Annotated in this window: 19 protein-coding genes; all 19 read left to right on the top strand. The window is 51.5% G+C overall.

Features of this window, described 5'->3' with window-relative positions:
• Positions 1-100: 100 nt before the first annotated feature.
• The 19 genes from PCH05_RS07415 (at position 101) to glyS (ending at position 16614) form a co-directional block, all read left to right on the top strand.
• A complete protein-coding gene (locus tag PCH05_RS07415) occupies positions 101-472 on the top strand; it encodes a hypothetical protein (RefSeq protein ID WP_127601729.1) in 372 nt (123 codons plus the stop codon).
• Positions 473-646: 174 nt separating this feature from the next.
• Positions 647-1006 carry a histidine triad nucleotide-binding protein gene (locus PCH05_RS07410; RefSeq protein WP_127601728.1) on the top strand — a complete coding sequence of 120 codons (360 nt, stop codon included), beginning with the start codon at positions 647-649 and terminating at the stop codon, positions 1004-1006.
• Positions 1007-1144: 138 nt separating this feature from the next.
• Positions 1145-1318 carry a 30S ribosomal protein S21 gene (gene rpsU, locus PCH05_RS07405; RefSeq protein WP_036712328.1) on the top strand — a complete coding sequence of 58 codons (174 nt, stop codon included), beginning with the start codon at positions 1145-1147 and terminating at the stop codon, positions 1316-1318.
• 16 nt (positions 1319-1334) lie between these two features.
• The gene (locus PCH05_RS07400; protein WP_127601727.1) at positions 1335-1778 is read left to right on the top strand and encodes a GatB/YqeY domain-containing protein; all 444 of its coding nucleotides are present in this window, start codon (positions 1335-1337) and stop codon (positions 1776-1778) included.
• A 128-nt stretch (positions 1779-1906) separates the two neighbouring features.
• A complete protein-coding gene (locus PCH05_RS07395) occupies positions 1907-3256 on the top strand; it encodes an NfeD family protein (protein ID WP_127601726.1) in 1350 nt (449 codons plus the stop codon).
• Positions 3257-3352: 96 nt separating this feature from the next.
• Positions 3353-4348, top strand: coding sequence for a flotillin-like protein FloA (gene floA, locus PCH05_RS07390; RefSeq protein ID WP_127601725.1), 996 nt, complete (start codon positions 3353-3355; stop codon positions 4346-4348).
• A gap of 13 nt (positions 4349-4361) precedes the next feature.
• Entirely contained in the window at positions 4362-4901 is a 540-nt protein-coding gene (locus tag PCH05_RS07385) for a YqfB family membrane protein (protein WP_127601724.1), read from the top strand.
• Between the two features lie 212 nt (positions 4902-5113).
• Positions 5114-5407, top strand: a complete 294-nt coding sequence (gene yqfC, locus PCH05_RS07380) for a sporulation protein YqfC (protein WP_127601723.1) — start codon at positions 5114-5116, stop codon at positions 5405-5407.
• Positions 5404-6600 carry a sporulation protein YqfD gene (gene yqfD / locus PCH05_RS07375; protein ID WP_127601722.1) on the top strand — a complete coding sequence of 399 codons (1197 nt, stop codon included), beginning with the start codon at positions 5404-5406 and terminating at the stop codon, positions 6598-6600. Before yqfC ends, yqfD begins: the two co-directional genes overlap by 4 nt.
• Positions 6601-6606: 6 nt before the next feature.
• A complete protein-coding gene (locus PCH05_RS07370; protein ID WP_127601721.1) occupies positions 6607-7578 on the top strand; it encodes a PhoH family protein in 972 nt (323 codons plus the stop codon).
• Positions 7579-7593: 15 nt separating this feature from the next.
• Positions 7594-9849: an HD family phosphohydrolase gene (locus PCH05_RS07365; RefSeq protein ID WP_127601720.1), complete on the top strand. Its 2256-nt coding sequence runs from the start codon at positions 7594-7596 to the stop codon at positions 9847-9849.
• A gap of 2 nt (positions 9850-9851) precedes the next feature.
• Positions 9852-10349 carry an rRNA maturation RNase YbeY gene (ybeY, locus tag PCH05_RS07360; RefSeq protein ID WP_127601719.1) on the top strand — a complete coding sequence of 166 codons (498 nt, stop codon included), beginning with the start codon at positions 9852-9854 and terminating at the stop codon, positions 10347-10349.
• Entirely contained in the window at positions 10349-10723 is a 375-nt protein-coding gene (locus PCH05_RS07355) for a diacylglycerol kinase family protein (RefSeq protein ID WP_127601718.1), read from the top strand. The genes ybeY and PCH05_RS07355 overlap by 1 nt, the downstream gene beginning before the upstream one ends.
• A gap of 39 nt (positions 10724-10762) precedes the next feature.
• The gene (gene cdd, locus PCH05_RS07350; protein ID WP_127601717.1) at positions 10763-11179 is read left to right on the top strand and encodes a cytidine deaminase; all 417 of its coding nucleotides are present in this window, start codon (positions 10763-10765) and stop codon (positions 11177-11179) included.
• Between the two features lie 138 nt (positions 11180-11317).
• A complete protein-coding gene (gene era, locus PCH05_RS07345; RefSeq protein ID WP_127601716.1) occupies positions 11318-12220 on the top strand; it encodes a GTPase Era in 903 nt (300 codons plus the stop codon).
• 110 nt (positions 12221-12330) lie between these two features.
• Complete coding sequence (locus tag PCH05_RS07340) at positions 12331-12486, top strand: YqzL family protein (RefSeq protein ID WP_127601715.1); 156 nt, start codon at positions 12331-12333, stop codon at positions 12484-12486.
• Positions 12487-12522: 36 nt separating this feature from the next.
• Entirely contained in the window at positions 12523-13281 is a 759-nt protein-coding gene (gene recO, locus PCH05_RS07335; protein ID WP_127601714.1) for a DNA repair protein RecO, read from the top strand.
• A gap of 377 nt (positions 13282-13658) precedes the next feature.
• Entirely contained in the window at positions 13659-14546 is an 888-nt protein-coding gene (gene glyQ, locus PCH05_RS07330; RefSeq protein ID WP_127601713.1) for a glycine--tRNA ligase subunit alpha, read from the top strand.
• Positions 14539-16614 (top strand): glycine--tRNA ligase subunit beta, encoded by a 2076-nt coding sequence (glyS, locus tag PCH05_RS07325; protein WP_127601712.1) that lies wholly within the window; start codon positions 14539-14541, stop codon positions 16612-16614. Before glyQ ends, glyS begins: the two co-directional genes overlap by 8 nt.
• Positions 16615-16743 lie beyond the last annotated feature (129 nt).

The following is a 16743-nucleotide window of genomic DNA, read 5'->3' as shown; positions in this document are numbered from 1 at the left end:
CTTCTTTTTTTTGCCTTTTTTTTTGCTCCGGCCCAGTAGCCATTCGCCCAGTTCTGAATATGATGATCATGTAATTTGCTGACTGGGGAGGATTCAAGGTATGGAGAAGTTAGAGGCCAAAGAGGTATGTAAAAAACATATGTATCGTTATGTCAGAGCGACCATGTCGGACGGTAGCGTCCATGACGGCTTTATTGAGCATGTGGATGAGGAGAAAGTCTATATGGCGATTCCCGTAGGCCATGAGAATATGCCTTATCATCATGGCCAGGTGAGTCCGTATCACCAACAGGGCGGCTGCTGGGATCCCTGCTATCGCGGGCCTGTGCAGGATACCAGAGCGTTTTTTCCGGTACCATTCGGATACGGTTTCGGGTATCCCTTTGGTTTTCCTTATGGACGCCGCCGGTTTAACAGACTCGCGCTCCCGCTTTTCGGTCTGACAGCATTGTCGCTTCTGCCGTTCTATTAATCATCGAGCCTGTATGTAAAACATTCCATTTCTGAAGGGATAAATCCCTTGGAGGAAAAAGAACTTTCTGCTAAAGAAGGTTCTTTTTTTGCATCGAAAATTGGACGGGTTCCCCTGAAATCCGGTATGATAATAGCAAGTGAAAACCAAATTACATATCGGAGGCGAACAATAATGGACTGTCTCTTTTGCAAAATTACAGAAGGCAGCATACCTTCCCAAAAGGTATATGAAAATGAAAGAATATTGGTGTTCAAGGACATTCAGCCTGCAGCTCCCGTGCATGTGCTGATTATTCCGAAAAAGCATATTGCTTCCATGAATGAAGTAGAAGAGCAGGATTTGCCGCTGATCGCGGAAATGCATCAGGTAGCCCAGCAGGTGGCCAAGGAGCTTGGCGTGGCAGAAACCGGATACCGTCTCATTAACAACTGCGGACCGGACAGCGGACAAGCTGTACACCATATCCACTATCATCTGATCGGCGGTGCCAAACTTGGCGCACTGACAGGCATTTCGGATTCGCATGCATAGCAGATTGTCCTGAAAATTCAGGCGCTTTTCGAAAAAATAGGCGTCAAGGTTGACACCCTATTTCTCTTTCACCTATAATTAAATTTGATGAACCGTGTTATTGCTCTTGGACGGTCTGGTCGGAGGGAGGGAAAACTGGTGTCTGAAACTAAAGTTCGCAAAAACGAGTCTATTGATGCTGCACTTCGCCGCTTTAAGCGCTCCATCGCAAAGGATGGTGTATTGGCTGAGGTGAAGAAACGCAAGCATTATGAGAAGCCAAGCGTGAAGCGCAAGAAAAAGTCCGAGGCTGCTCGTAAGAGAAAGTTTTAGGAGGATCTGAACTATCATGAATCTTAGCGAACGATTGAACGAAGATATGATACAAGCGATGAAGAGCAAGGAGAAATTCAAGCTCTCCACAATTCGAATGGTTCGTTCAACGATCAAGAATCTTGAAATAGATTTGAAAAGAACTTTGGATGACAACGAAGTGCTTGATATCCTCAGTCGTGAAATTAAACAGCGCAAAGATGCCCTCCAAGAATTTAAAAAAGCGGATCGTGACGATCTTGCGGCAAATGTCGAAGCAGAAATTGAGATTATCGGTCAGTATCTTCCCGAACAGCTTTCCGAAGAAGAAATAAAAGTTATTGTACAGCAGACCATCCAGGAAACCGGTGCTTCTTCGAAAGCCGACATGGGTAAAGTGATGAGCGCGCTGATGCCGAAAGTCAAAGGTCGCTCTGACGGAAAACTTGTGAACCAAGTGGTTCAGCAATTTCTGCAATAAAACATAACGTGAAACACCCCTTTATAAGGGGTGTTTTTTCATTTTATGAAACGGTAAGCCTTTTCTTGCGTAATAACTAGCATATGCTGGACATTATATTATAATCATGAGGAAAGGAGGGAAAAGGAATGGGTTTTTCCAAATATACCAAATGGCTTGCAATAGGCTTCATACTTCTTTTCGTGGTAGGCTGGACAGCGTCGATACCCGGTACGGCCCAAGCGGAAGCGACAAAAACGGACCCGGTATATGTAATACCGGTGGAGCAGAAAATTGAGACCGGTCTTGAGAAATTTATGAAGCGAGGCTTCAAGGAAGCCGGGAAAATGAATGCCGGACTGATTATTCTGGAAGTCGATACGCCGGGGGGATTGGTAAACACGGCCCAGAATATCGGCAAAATGATTCGGGAAAGCAACATAACAACGGTTGCGTACATACGCGGCAATGCCGCATCGGCCGGCAGCTATATCGCGCTGAACGCGGATAAGATCGCCATGTCGCCGGGAAGCATGATCGGCGCAGCCGCGATGGTGGACAGCACGGGACAGCGCGTGGAGGATCCCAAGCTCGTGGCTGCATGGAAGGCGGAAATGTCGGCTGCTGCAGAATCAAGCGGAAGAAACGCGGATATTGCGGCAGGCATGGCTGATATCAACACCGTCGTGGATTTGCCGGAAATTGGTCAAAAGAAAGAAAAAGGCGAAATTATCGCGTTATCCACCGAGCAGGCGCTCAAGGTGGGGTATGCCGATACGATTGCATCTTCACCGGAAGAGGTTGCAGCCTGGATGGGCTATTCAACGGATAATATGTTTATGATGCAGCATACCGGCGCGGAGAAGGTTGCCTCATTCCTGACGAATCCGATCGTGATGACGATCCTGCTGTTTCTCGGCATCGCCGGCATCGTGATTGAGCTGATCGTACCGGGCTTTGGCGTTCCGGGAATTATCGGCGTTACAGCATTTGTGCTGTATTTCTTCGGCAATTATGTCGCGGGATTCGCAGGCAATGAGACATGGCTGCTCTTTATCGTGGGTCTTGTGCTCATGATCCTGGAAATGTTCGTGCCGAGCTTTGGGATCCTTGGCGTTTTGGGAGCCGTCAGCTTGATTGCCGGGGTCGTACGGGCGGCCTATGATACGAGCCATGCGATGCTGTCCTTAGGAATCGCCTTTGCGGCTGCGGTCGTCGTGATCGTCATCGTGGCCATCGTGTTCAAGGAGCGGGGGATCTGGAATCGCTTCATCCTGAGTGAGTCACTGACGAAGGAGCAGGGGTATGTGCCTACGGCTTCCAAGGAAGCGTTGCTCGGCAAGACAGGGATTAGCGCCACGCCTTTGCGCCCGGCAGGAACGGCCGTGATCGACCAGGAGCGCATCGATGTCGTGACCGACGGAGAATTTATTCCGCGGGACACGGAGATCATCGTCATTCATGTTGAGGGTGCGAGAATCGTAGTGAAACCCAAATAAACCCTGCACTTATTGTGGGGAATGATGTAACATGGTAAATAAGTACATCACGGTTGAATCAAAGGGATCATAATAAAATATTGGAGGATTACATTTATGACGTCGTTAATTCCGATTCTGCTCATCGCTGTCGTGGTTATCATCGTTCTGAGCGTGTTTTTCAGCTTCTTTCCGCTTACGCTCTGGATTTCCGCATTGGCGGCGGGCGTCCGCATCAGTATCATTACCCTGGTAGCCATGAGGCTCCGCCGGGTTACACCGAGCCGGATTGTCAATCCGCTGATCAAGGCAACCAAAGCAGGTTTAGGGCTGAATATCAACCAGCTGGAAAGCCATTACCTGGCGGGCGGTAATGTAGACCGCGTCGTCAACGCCCTGATTGCGGCACAGCGCGCGAACATTCCGCTGGAATTCACCCGTGCGGCTGCCATTGACCTGGCAGGACGCGACGTGCTGCAGGCCGTGCAGATGAGCGTTAATCCGCGCGTCATTGAAACCCCGGTCGTGGCGGCTGTTGCCAAAAACGGTATTGAAGTTAAAGTTAAAGCAAGAGTAACGGTAAGAGCCAACATCGACCGACTCGTCGGCGGTGCGGGCGAAGAGACGATCATTGCCCGTGTCGGCGAAGGTATCGTTACAACCGTCGGTTCCAGTGATTCGCATAAGGATGTGCTGGAAAATCCGGACCGGATTTCACGTACAGTGTTGTCTAAAGGCTTGGATGCAGGCACCGCCTTTGAAATTCTGTCGATTGATATCGCTGACGTGGATGTAGGCAAAAACATCGGTGCTTACCTGCAGACAGAGCAGGCGGAAGCCGATAAGCGGATCGCCCAAGCCAAAGCGGAAGAACGCCGCGCGATGGCGGTAGCCCACGAGCAGGAAATGAAAGCCCGCGTCGTTGAAATGAGAGCGCGAGTTGTCGAGTCCGAATCGGAGGTGCCGCTCGCTATGGCTGAAGCGCTGCGTTCGGGCAAGATCGGCGTGATGGACTATATGAACCTCAAAAATATCGAGGCGGATACCCAGATGAGAGGCTCGCTCGGCAAGATGGGCGAGGGAGACCAAAACGGCCCTCAAAATAACAAGTAGGGAATGATGCTCCATGTGGATCTTGGAAAATTTCTATTGGGTCCTGATTGTGGGATTTGCGGTCCTCTCTGCCCTTAGCAAGAGCGGTAAAACGAAGCAAAAGCAGCAGCATCCGCGGGGAATGCCTACCTTCGGCAACGGGGAGAATTCGGAGCGCAGAGCCCAGGCTCCGCGTTCGAGCCCATTCAGCAGCCCTGAGGAGGCTAAAATGCCTCCGTCAGAAACAGCTTCGAGGGATGAAGAGAGGACATTCGAATATCAAGGGCCAGGTCCCGACTATGATACCGGCGAAGGTGTGTCCGGCATGTGGGAGGATGAACGACCTGGGAACTTGAAGGATGTTCAACGGGAGATGGAACAGCATTTGAGCCGGGTAAACGCATCGCTCGACCGCATCGAGAAGCAAGCGACGGAACCGGCTTCATCACCCGCTGCGCGGACGAAACAGCCGCGGCCGTCTTCCCCTCTTGCGAACGAGGCCAGGAACGGCTTGATTTGGGCTGAGATCCTTGGACCTCCGCGCGCGAAACGCCCGTATAACGGACGCAAGTAATCGTCTAATCTATGACAATATCAGCAAAGATAATCAGAGCCTTTTCTGTATGGCAGCGGATGCCCCATATCCGCCTGTGCAGAGAAGGCTTTTTCTTGTCGTCAATGCTTCCTTAACTTCCTCAAAAGATCGCATGCCCGTTTGTGAAAACTCTCATAAAACGCAAGCCCCGGGCATAAGTTTTAAAGTACAGGAAGGGGGAAGACCTTCGTATGGCCCAAATCAGCCGCAGGCTGCGGAAATGGACAAATGAAATGCTGGATTTGCCGCAGGATGTTCTGCTGGATCTGCCACGGATTACGCTGGTAGGGAACAAGGAGCTTTCCGTTGAAAACCATCGCGGGGTACGGCATTTTTCTGAAAATCGAATGATTCTTTCGCTGAGCCAGGGCTCCCTGGAAGTCGAGGGTGCCGGCCTGATGATCCGGGCCATTCTGCCGCAGGAGGTCCTGATCGAGGGAGTCATCAACAATATAAAATATATAGGAACGGGGGAGAGCTCATGAAAATACCAACCTTATCCGGGCTGCGCGGCTGCGTGATGATCACCGTCCGAGGGGAGCACGTGAATCATCTGATCAATGCTTTAGCGGAATCGGGCATTCCCGTATGGGATATCCGCCCGACCAGCGACCATACGGCCGATATGAAGGTACTGCTGAGAGATTTTCATGCGCTTCGCCCCCTGCTGAAGCGGACAGGCTGCCGGATGCATGTCTCACGCCGGATTGGTCTTCCGTTTCGGATGGTCAGGCTGTATAATCGCAAATTTTTTGCCGTCGGCATGATTGCCTTTTTCATGATTTTGTTTCTGCTCTCCTCCCTGGTGTGGAACATCAACGTAACCGGAAACGAAAAATTAGCGACGGAAGACGTTCTGAAAGTGGCGAGACAAGCGGGAATCAAGCCATTTCAGTGGATTTTCCGGCTGGACGAGCCGGACAAGCTCTCGCGTGAGCTCAGCATGAAGCTCCCTGGCACCTCCTGGGTCGGCGTGGAGAGAAAGGGGACGACGATCACGATCCAAATCGTAGAGGCGGCAGAGCCGGAGAAAAAGCCGCTGGTTGAGCCTCGACATTTGGTCAGCCGAACGGATGCGGTGGTCTCGAGCATTTATGCGGAGCAAGGGCGTCCTTTGGTCGAAAAGAACACGCGCGTAAAGAAAGGACAAGTGCTGATTTCCGGCATTCTGGGAGACGGGGATGCGCATTCACAGGCTGTCGTGGCCAAAGGGGAGGTCAAGGGTCTCGTTTGGCATGAATATAATTTGCAGGTACCGCTGGTTCAGAAGCGAAATGTATATACAGGGGAAAGAAAAAACAAAAGCTATCTCGTGCTCGGAAACAGGGCGATTCAATTGTGGGGATACGGAAAGGAGCCTTTTGCCAAATCGGAAACAATCACTGAGCATGATCCCCTTACCTGGCGTTCGATTGCGCTGCCGATCGGCTGGATGACAGAGAAGGTCATGGAGGTTCAGGAAGCAGAGGAGACGCTGCAGCAGCAAGAAGCCGAAAAACTGGGAATACAAGGAGCAATTCGTGATATTTTGGCGAAATACGGCAGCGATTCGCAGATCATCAGCCAAAAAATTTTGCATGAGAAGAAAGAGAATGGTAAAGTTTATATGAAAGTGCTTTTTGAGGTGGAGGAGAAGATCGCAGAAGAGCTTCCCCTAGTTCATAGTCAAGGAGAATGAGGCTATTTGTCAGATAAAAACCACAGCGCGCAAATTTCATTGCAAAGTGCAGGCGAAGGACTGTCCATATTCGGACCTCAGGATACTTTTTTGAAAATGATTGAAGCTGAAATCCCGGCGAAGATCGATTCCCGGGAAGCTGAGATTACGATCCGCGGCGATCAACGCGACGTAGCAGTCGCTCAGCAGCTGTTCGAGGTCCTCCTCGAGCTTGTCCGCAACGGTTATATTCTTACGGAACGGGACGTAGCATACGCGATTGATCTGGCCAAGGATTTTCGGGCGGATCAGCTGCTTGACCTGTTCAAGGGAGAAATCACGACCACGTTCCGCGGCAAGCCGATCCGCGTCAAAACGATTGGACAGAAGCACTATGTAACGACGATCCGCAAGCGGGATATCGTATTCGGTATCGGACCGGCCGGTACCGGCAAAACCTATCTGGCGGTCGTGCTGGCCGTTGCCGCTTTGAAAGACGGATCCGTGAAACGGATTGTTCTCACAAGGCCGGCCGTGGAAGCGGGCGAAAGCCTGGGCTTTTTGCCGGGCGATCTGCAGGAAAAGGTAGACCCGTATTTGCGTCCACTCTATGATGCTCTCTATGATGTCATGGGGCCGGAGCAAACGGCAAAAGCGCTTGAAAGAGGACTCATTGAAATTGCGCCGCTCGCATATATGCGCGGACGAACGCTGGATGATTCATTTATCATATTGGATGAGGCGCAGAACACGACCCCTGAGCAAATGAAAATGTTTCTGACGCGTTTGGGCTTCGGCTCGAAAATGGTGATTACCGGCGACGTGACCCAAATCGATTTGCCTAAAGGCAAAAAGTCCGGTCTGGTTGAGGCCAAGAAGATTCTTAGCGGAATCGAGGAAATCGGCTTCGTATATTTTGCCGAACAAGATGTCGTTCGTCACTCTCTCGTTCAAAAAATTATCGTTGCTTATGACAAAGCTGCAGAAAATCAAGATTAAGAGGGGATTATCTTTATGACTTCGAAAGAAACGTCATCAGGCAAATCTTTCTCAATTAAAAATGTGGGCTGGAAACATAGCGCTGGAACTCGCTATGTTCTCTTTTTATGTCTGGCTGTGCTGTTCTATGTCAGCCTGGCTCCCGAGCTGTTGCCGGAAAGGTATAACATTCAGGTCGGAACGCATAGCGAGAAGGAAATTAGGGCGCCGATGCAGATTCCGAACAACAAGGCGACGCTGAAAGCCCAGGAACAGGAAGCCGAACGCGTACAACCGATTAATACGATCGTAACCGTGCCCAATGAGAATTTGGTCGTGTCCATTCTGGATCGGATTGACCGTTTGAATCAGGATGACCAGGTATCGAGAGAAGATAAAATCTCCATATACCGTCTGGAAATCCCGCAGCGCGCCAAGGACTTTATACAAAATTTCGTCAATGCGAACCGTTCTTCGGCAACTTATTCGGACAAGCTGCTGGATGAGATGCTGAGAGTGACCAATCAGCAAACCTATAAAATACCGGAAGAGACCTTCATTAAGATTCCGAGGCTGACGCCTCAAGATATCGCGGAAATGAAGCCGGTTGCACGTGAGATCGTGTCCCGTCTGACTAACGATCAAGTGGCGGAGGCCCAAGCAGCCCGCGCCAAGGTAGCTGAGCTAGTCAGCGCAAGCACGCTAAGCCAGCGGACGGCGCGGGAAGTCGTGCAGGAGCTGTCCAAGCTAGCGATCACGGCCAACAAATTCTACGATGAAGAAGCAACCAAGGAAGCCAAGGTTCAGGCACGGGAAAATACGCAGACCGTCTATATCAAGCAGGGGGACGTGCTGGTCGCCAAAGGCCAGCTGATCACGGAAGACTTGTATAACCTTCTAGATGATAACGGCTTGCTTAAGAACGAGGTCAATTATTGGCCGCAGCTTGGCCTGCTCTTGCTGTCATTGTTGATGGCATGGGGGATATTTCTCTTTATTCGTCAGTCCGATCCCGGCAAATTCAGATACAACAACGCGCAGCTGCTCATGCTGGTGCTTATATTTATCATTACGGTCATACCGATGCATTTGGCGGGCTTTCTCCAAAGCAATGAGAGACCGTATATCGGCTATCTGGCACCCGTCGCGATTGGCGCGACACTGGTAACCCTGCTGCTGGATATGTCGCTTGCGTATTTCTCCGCCATGATTTTCAGTATTCTGGCGAGCGTTATTTTGAACGTCCATCAGGGCCAGATGTTTGATTTCAGCTTTGGATTTTTTGCGCTGATCGTGTCGGCGGTGGCCATCTTCACGATTCATCGTGCAAGTCAACGCTCCACGCTGCTGAAAGGCGGAATCATGGTATGCCTGTTCGGATCACTGTCCGTGTTTATCATGGCTTTGATCAGCAGCGGGCAATGGAATCAGATGCAAACGTTGTACGCTATCGGATTTGCCTTTGCCGGTGGCCTGCTGACGGCGATCCTGGCGATCGGCCTTATGCCGTTCTTCGAGGTTACGTTCGGTATTTTGTCGGCTCTTAAACTGGTGGAGCTGTCGAATCCGAATCATCCGCTCCTAAGGAAGCTGCTGACGGAGACTCCGGGCACTTACCACCACAGCGTGATGGTCGGAAACTTGTCTGAAGCCGCAGCAGAGGCCATCGGTGCGGATGGGCTGCTTTGCCGCGTCGGTTCCTATTACCATGATATCGGTAAAACCAAACGGCCTAGCTACTTCATCGAGAATCAGAACAATATGGAGAACCCGCATGACTCCATCGATCCGAAGATGAGCAAATCAATTATCATCGCGCATGCGCGGGATGGTGTGGAAATGCTGAAAGAATACAAGATCCCGAAACCGATCCGGGATATCGCGGAACAGCATCACGGAACCACGTTCCTGCAGTTTTTCTACCATAAGGCATTGCGCCAGGCGGAGGAACAGGGCAAGGAGCCTGATTTCACGGAAGAAGATTTCCGTTATCCGGGCCCGAAAGCCCAGTCCAAGGAATCTGCTGTCATCGGCATCGCCGACAGCGTGGAGGCCGCTGTGCGCTCTCTGCGGAACCCCACCGTGGACCAAGTGGAGAGCATGATCGAAAAAATTATCAAGAGCCGTCTGGACGATCATCAGTTCAACGACTGCGATTTGACCATGAAGGAACTGGATATCGTCGCCAAGACCCTTAAGGAAAGCGTCATGGGAATCTTCCACTCGCGTATCGAGTATCCGGAAGAAATCAAAAAGAACAAAACGAATGAAGACACAAGAAGGAGCGGTTAGTCATGGGACTGCAGCTGGCATGGAACAATGAGCAGGAGGAGCTTGCGATCAGCGAAGAGCTGATTGCGACGCTGGAGCTTCTGCTTCAAAAGGCGGGACAAGCGGAAGGCGTAGAGGACGGAGAGGTGGCTCTCACATTTGTTGATGATGAACAAATTCATGAGCTGAACAAGGAATACCGCGGAATTGACCGTCCTACCGACGTGCTGTCCTTTGCGATGAACGAATTTACCGATGAAGAGCTGGATATCGTCTATGAGCTGGAGGAAGATGAAGAACTTCAGGACATGCCGGATATGCTCGGCGATATTATCATTTCCGTGAATCGCGCGCAGGCGCAAAGCGAAGAATATGGTCATTCCCTGGAACGCGAACTCGGATTTTTGTTCGTCCACGGCTTCCTGCATTTGCTTGGATATGATCATCAGGATCAGGAAAGTGAAGCCGAGATGATGGGCAAACAGGAAGCGGTTCTGGCTGAAGTGGGGCTTATACGATAATGAAAAGCGACTCTCTCCTGGAATCGTTTGCTTATGCGGCTGAGGGAGTGCGGTATGCGCTGCGTACGCAGCGAAATATGAGGATTCATGCAGCAGCAGCGGTCGCCGTCATCATGGCGGCAGCGCTGCTGCATTTGTCCTGGGTCAGATGGGTGGTGTTACTGCTCGCCATCACGCTGGTTATGGCGATGGAGCTGATGAATACGGCACTGGAAGCGGTGGTGGATCTGGCTTCGCCGGAAGTGCATCCGCTGGCCAAAGCGGCCAAGGACGCGGCTGCCGGCGCCGTACTTCTCTCGGCGATTTTCGCCGTAGCTGCAGGCTGTATCATCTTCTTCCGTCCAGTGATGGATTTGCTTGGTTCGGGCGGGTAGTATATTATGGTTTTACGGAATTTGAGGAGGTTTTTACTTATGGATTCGGCACTTTTGCTTCAGGAAGCAATTAAAGCACGGGCTAATGCCTATACGCCTTATTCCCATTTCGGAGTAGGCGCCGCGCTCCTCGACAAGAACGGCCATGTGCATCATGGCTGCAACGTTGAGAACGCGGCTTACGGCCCAACCAATTGTGCGGAGCGTACGGCGTTGTTCCGGGCGATCGCAGATGGCCATAAAGCAGGAAGCTTCAAGGCCATGGCTGTCGTGGGCAACACGGAGGGCCCGATTTCACCTTGCGGAGTATGCCGCCAGGTACTCGTGGAGCTGTGTGATCCCGACATGAAAATCATCATGGGCAACATGAAGGGCGACATGACCGAGACCACTGTCCGAGATCTGCTGCCCGGCGCTTTTGGTCCTTCGGATCTGGAGAGCGGCGCGAACAAATAATCATTAACATTTAATCCAATAACAATTGATCCGGGGCCCCGTCTCCGCGGCCGGCATCTGTTTGTGCCGCCGCCGGATTCTGGGCCCCGGCAGTCTTCCCGATGCGGGAAGACAAACAGAGGAGGATCAAGATAGATCATGGCGAAAGCGTCATATAAATCCGGTTTTGTTGCCATTGTCGGCCGGCCGAATGTAGGCAAGTCCACACTCATGAACCAGGTGATCGGCCAAAAGATCGCCATCATGTCGGACAAGCCGCAGACGACGCGCAATAAGATTCACGGCGTGTACACAACGGACCAAATGCAGATTGTATTTCTGGATACGCCGGGCATTCACAAACGGCAATCCAAGCTTGGCGATTTCATGAACCAGACAGCACTGAACACGCTGAGAGAGGTGGAGGCGGTCTTGTTCCTGGCCGATACGTCCGAAGGTTTCGGAGGCGGGGACCGTTTCATTATCGAGCAGCTGAAGGACGTGAAAACGCCAGTGATTCTGGTGTTGAACAAAATTGATAAGATCGAGCCGGAGGCGCTGCTTCCGATCATCGAGCAGTACAGCAAGCTTCACGATTTTGCCGAGATCGTACCGATTTCAGCCCTGAACGGCAACAATGTTACCCGTCTGCTCGAGCAGGTGGAGAAATATTTGCCTGAAGGCCCTCAATATTATCCTGCAGACCAAATTACGGATCATCCGGAGCAGTTCGTCTGCGCAGAGCTGGTTCGCGAGAAAATCCTGCATATGACGCGTGAGGAGGTTCCGCACTCGATCGCGGTTTCCATTGAGGACATGCGCGTGCAGGAGAACGGCGTCGTCTACATTTCCGCGGTCATTTTCGTGGAGAGGGATTCCCAGAAAGGCATCATTATCGGCAAACAAGGCGCCCTTTTGAAGGAAGTGGGCAAGCAAGCCCGACAGGACATCCAGAATTTGCTTGGATCGAAGATTTTCCTTGAATTATGGGTAAAAGTTAAAAAAGACTGGCGCAACCAGGACCGCGTGCTTCGTGACCTTGGCTTCCACCGCGACGCCTAAGCCATCCATACCATGCTGCTGGCAGTATTTGCTTCACATACATCCGGAGCGTTCGCCACATCCTAATTTTGAAGATGCAGACGTCATTTCCAAAGAAAGGATGAATACGAATGCGAGATTTTTCGTGGAAGTATTTTGCGATGACTGGAGATGTGGATGCTTATATGCTCTATAAAGAACATGGCGGCATAACAATGGCCGAAACGGCTGCTGCTCCAGAAATGGCGGCAGCGGAAGAGACGGAAACTCATGAAGAAAACGAATGATCTTTGGCTGCTCCGGGAATGGCTGGGGGAAGAAGCATGCTATACAGGGTGGAAGGGATCGTCATCCGCAGCATGGACTACGGCGAGGGGAACAAAATCATTACGATTTGCACCGAGAACGCGGGCAAAATAGGCGTGCTGGTTCGCGGGGCGAAAAAAGTCAAAAGCCGCCATGCTGCCTTAACACAGCTGTTTACGACAGCAGAATATGTGTTTTTTAGAAACGGAACGGGCCTTGGAACGCTGAACTCCGGGGAAATCAACAGCTCGCATCACGTGCTCCGTCAGGATCTTGTACTGGCGGCGTATGCATCCTATGCCTGCGAGCTGCTGGACAGGGTACTTCAGGACGAAGAGACGGGAAGCTTCTGGTTTCATCAGCTTAAAGCCTGTCTTGACGCACTGGAGGAAGGCAAGGATCCTGGCATCGTCATGAATTTGTACGAGATGAAAATACTTCAGACCGCAGGATACGGACCCGAGCTCCTATCCTGCATTTCTTGCGGAAAGGATCTGTCCGAGGACGACAATGCTGCCGTCAGTCCGAGGCTGGGCGGCGTGCTGTGCCGCTCTTGCAAGCATCTGGATCCACCGGCGATGAAGATATCTCCGAAAGCTTTGAAGCTGCTTCGCGTATTCTCGCGGCTGGACCTAAGAAGATTGGGCCACGTCGACGTGAAGGAAGAGACGAAAGCCGAGCTGAAGAGCGTCATGCGTGCCTTTATGGATATGCAGCTCGGACTGAACCTGAAGTCGCAAAGCTTCCTTGACCAGATGGAAAAATACGGGCTGTAAAAATGGTTTGACTTATCGCCATATATTCAGTAATATATATTAAGTTTCTTTTTAAATTGTCTGACATGCGTTGAACGGAAAAAGTAATGAATGGTTGGTTCCAGCAGCGAGCCGGGGAAAGTGCAAGCCCGGTGGGACGGATTCATGAACAGGCGACCGGGAGCATGATATGAAATCGGCCAAAAGAGGATTGCGGCTTCTGCTACGGCAGCTCCGCGATCAAGTAGGGTGGAACCGCGGGAATGACAGCTCTCGTCCCTATGTCTGTACAGCAGGCATGGGCGAGAGCTTTTTGCTTGTTCCAAAAACGTCTGCTGACAGGCTTGGTAAAGCTGCGAAACGGGCTAAATGCCATGATCAAGAAAAGGAGTGACGAAATGAATTTTCAGCAGATGATTTTGACACTGCAGCAATTTTGGGCAGCCCAGAACTGCATCATCGTGAACCCGTATGACACGGAAAAGGGAGCAGGCACGATGAACCCGATGACCTTTTTGCGGTCCCTCGGACCGGAACCATGGAAGGTTGCTTACGTCGAGCCTTCGCGCCGTCCTTCCGACGGACGCTACGGAGAGAACCCGAACCGCTTGTACCAGCACCATCAGTTCCAGGTCATCATCAAGCCTTCGCCTGACAATATTCAGGAGCTGTACCTTGACAGCCTGAAAGCCCTTGGCGTGGATGCAATGCATCACGATATCCGTTTTGTCGAAGACAACTGGGAGAACCCGTCGCTTGGCTGTGCCGGCCTCGGATGGGAGGTATGGCTTGACGGCATGGAAATTACGCAGTTTACGTATTTCCAACAGGTGGGCGGCATCGAGACGCATCCGGTAGCCGTGGAGATCACTTACGGCATGGAGCGTCTGGCTTCGTACATCCAGGAAAAAGAGAACGTCTTTGATCTGGAATGGGTAGACGGCATTTCTTACGGCGATGTGTTCCATCAGCCTGAAGTTGAGCATTCGAAGTATACCTTCGAAGTATCCGACGTTAAGATGCTCTTCACGCTGTTCAATATGTACGAACAGGAAGCCAAAAAGGCGATGGATCAGAATCTGGTGTTCCCTGCGTATGATTACGTCCTGAAATGTTCTCATACGTTTAACCTCTTGGATGCCCGCGGCGCGATCAGCGTAACCGAACGGACAGGGTATATCACCCGGGTGCGCAATCTGGCCCGCCAGGTAGCGGCAACCTACGTGGAGGAACGCGAGAAGCTCGGCTTCCCGCTCCTGAAGAAAGGAGAGGATCAGAATGTCTAAGGATCTGCTTTTTGAAATCGGCCTGGAAGAAGTGCCTGCACGTTTTCTGCGTGCTGCCATGGATCAGCTGAAGGAGAAAATGGTACATTGGCTTGAACAGTCCCGTTTATCCTATGGCGATGTTCAGGCTTATGCAACGCCCCGCCGCCTTGCGGTGCTGGTGAAGGATGTAGCCGAGAAGCAGGATGACGTGGAAGAAGAAGTCAAAGGACCTTCCCGCAAAATTGCCCAGGACGAAAACGGCAATTGGAGCAAAGCAGCCATCGGATTTGCACGCGGACAAGGCGTGGATCCGGAACAGTTCACCTTTATTGAACTGAACGGCGTTGAATATATTTATGTCACCAAGAGCAGCACGGGTGTCGAGACGGCATCCCTCCTTGCGGAAGGCCTGCTTGGCATTTTGTCCTCGATGACTTTCCCGAAAAACATGCGTTGGGGCAGCTACGACTATAAATTCGTCCGTCCGATCCGCTGGATCGTCGCGTTGTTCGGCTCGGACGTTATCGATCTGGAAGTCACCCATGTGAAATCCGGCAATGTGACGCGCGGACACCGTTTCCTCGGAACGGATGCCGTCGTGACGGAGGCAGTCGCTTATCCGGAAGTCCTGCGTTCACAGCATGTTATCGTTGACGTGAAGGAACGCGAAAGCATGATTTTGCAGCAAATCAAAGGGCTGGCCCAGGAGAAAAACTGGAAGATCGCCATCAAGGATGACTTGCTCGAAGAGGTGCTTTTCCTTGTGGAGACGCCGACAGTACTGTTCGGTACGTTTGATCCGTCGTTCCTGAACATTCCGCAGGACGTGCTGATCACATCGATGAGAGAGCATCAGCGCTACTTCCCCGTATTGGATGAACAGGGCAAGCTCCTTCCTTTCTTCGTGACCGTACGCAACGGCGACAACACATCGCTTGATGTCATTGCCAAAGGAAACGAGAAGGTGCTGCGCGCCCGCCTCTCCGATGCGAAGTTCTTCTATGATGAGGACCAGAAGCTCGAAATCAAGGATGCCCTTTCCAAGCTTGAAAGCATCGTTTTCCACGAGGAGCTTGGAACGGTGGGCGATAAGGTTCGCCGCATCCGCAAAATTTCGGATAAACTGGGCGAAGCGCTGCAAATTTCCGGGACGGATCAGGAGCATGTCAGCCGCGCCGCCGATATTTGCAAATTCGACCTCGTAACGCAAATGGTTTATGAGTTCCCGGAACTGCAAGGTGTGATGGGTGAAGACTACGCCCGTAAAGCCGGCGAAAGCGAAGCGGTTGCCAAAGCCGTATTCGAGCATTATCAGCCGCGTTCCGCTTCCGATGATCTGCCTTCTTCCTTGGTAGGCTCTATCGTCAGCATCGCGGATAAAATCGACACGATCGTTGGCTGCTTCTCGATCGGCATCATCCCGACGGGATCCCAGGATCCTTACGCTCTCCGCCGCCAGTCGCAAGGGATCGTTCAAATCCTGCTGTCCAAGCAAATGCCGCTTACGCTCTCGCAGGTGTTCAACATCGCGATCGACGTGCATGCGCAGCTGCGGGAAATGAAACGTCAAGGCAGCGAAATACGTAAAGATCTGGAGGAGTTCTTCGGACTTCGCGTCAAGAAGCTCCTGTCCGAGAATCTGCGTTACGATATCGTAGACGCGGTCATTGCCGCCGGCTTTGACGATGTAATGTCGGTTGTCTCCCGCGGCGGCGCTTTGATGAATGCTGTGAACAGCGGCGAAGCGTTCAAAACCACGGTCGAGTCTTTCAACCGCGTAAGCAACCTGGCTGCCAAAGCCGCCAAGGCTGCAGTCAGCGAAAGCCTGCTTCAAGAAAGCGCGGAGAAAGATCTGTATGCGGCATGGCTGGAAGTCCAGAAGCCGTACTTCAGCGCTTTGGAAGCAAAAAACGGAGAAAAAGCGCTTGAGTTGTTAGGACAATTGAAGCCTTCCATCACCAACTTTTTCGATTCCGTCATGGTTATGGCCGAGGATGAGAAGATCCGGAATAACCGCCTTGGACTTTTGGCCCAGATGGATCAAGGACTGAAACAGTTCGCTGATTTCAACAAGCTGGTGTGGTAGGAAAAGTTTGAATGAGGGTAAAAACATACGGAGCGGGTAGCGCGTCAAGACGTTGACCTGTTCCGTATCTTTTCAGTAGCTGGAAAAAGTTGTTAACCCGTAGAAAGAGGATTTTGACTTCCTTAGCTC

The sequence above is a fragment of the Paenibacillus chibensis genome, assembly GCF_004001045.1.
Taxonomy (GTDB): Bacteria; Bacillota; Bacilli; order Paenibacillales; family Paenibacillaceae; genus Paenibacillus_AQ; species Paenibacillus_AQ chibensis.
Note: the sequence above shows the minus strand (reverse complement) of the source record. Positions and strands in the feature narration are given on the sequence as shown.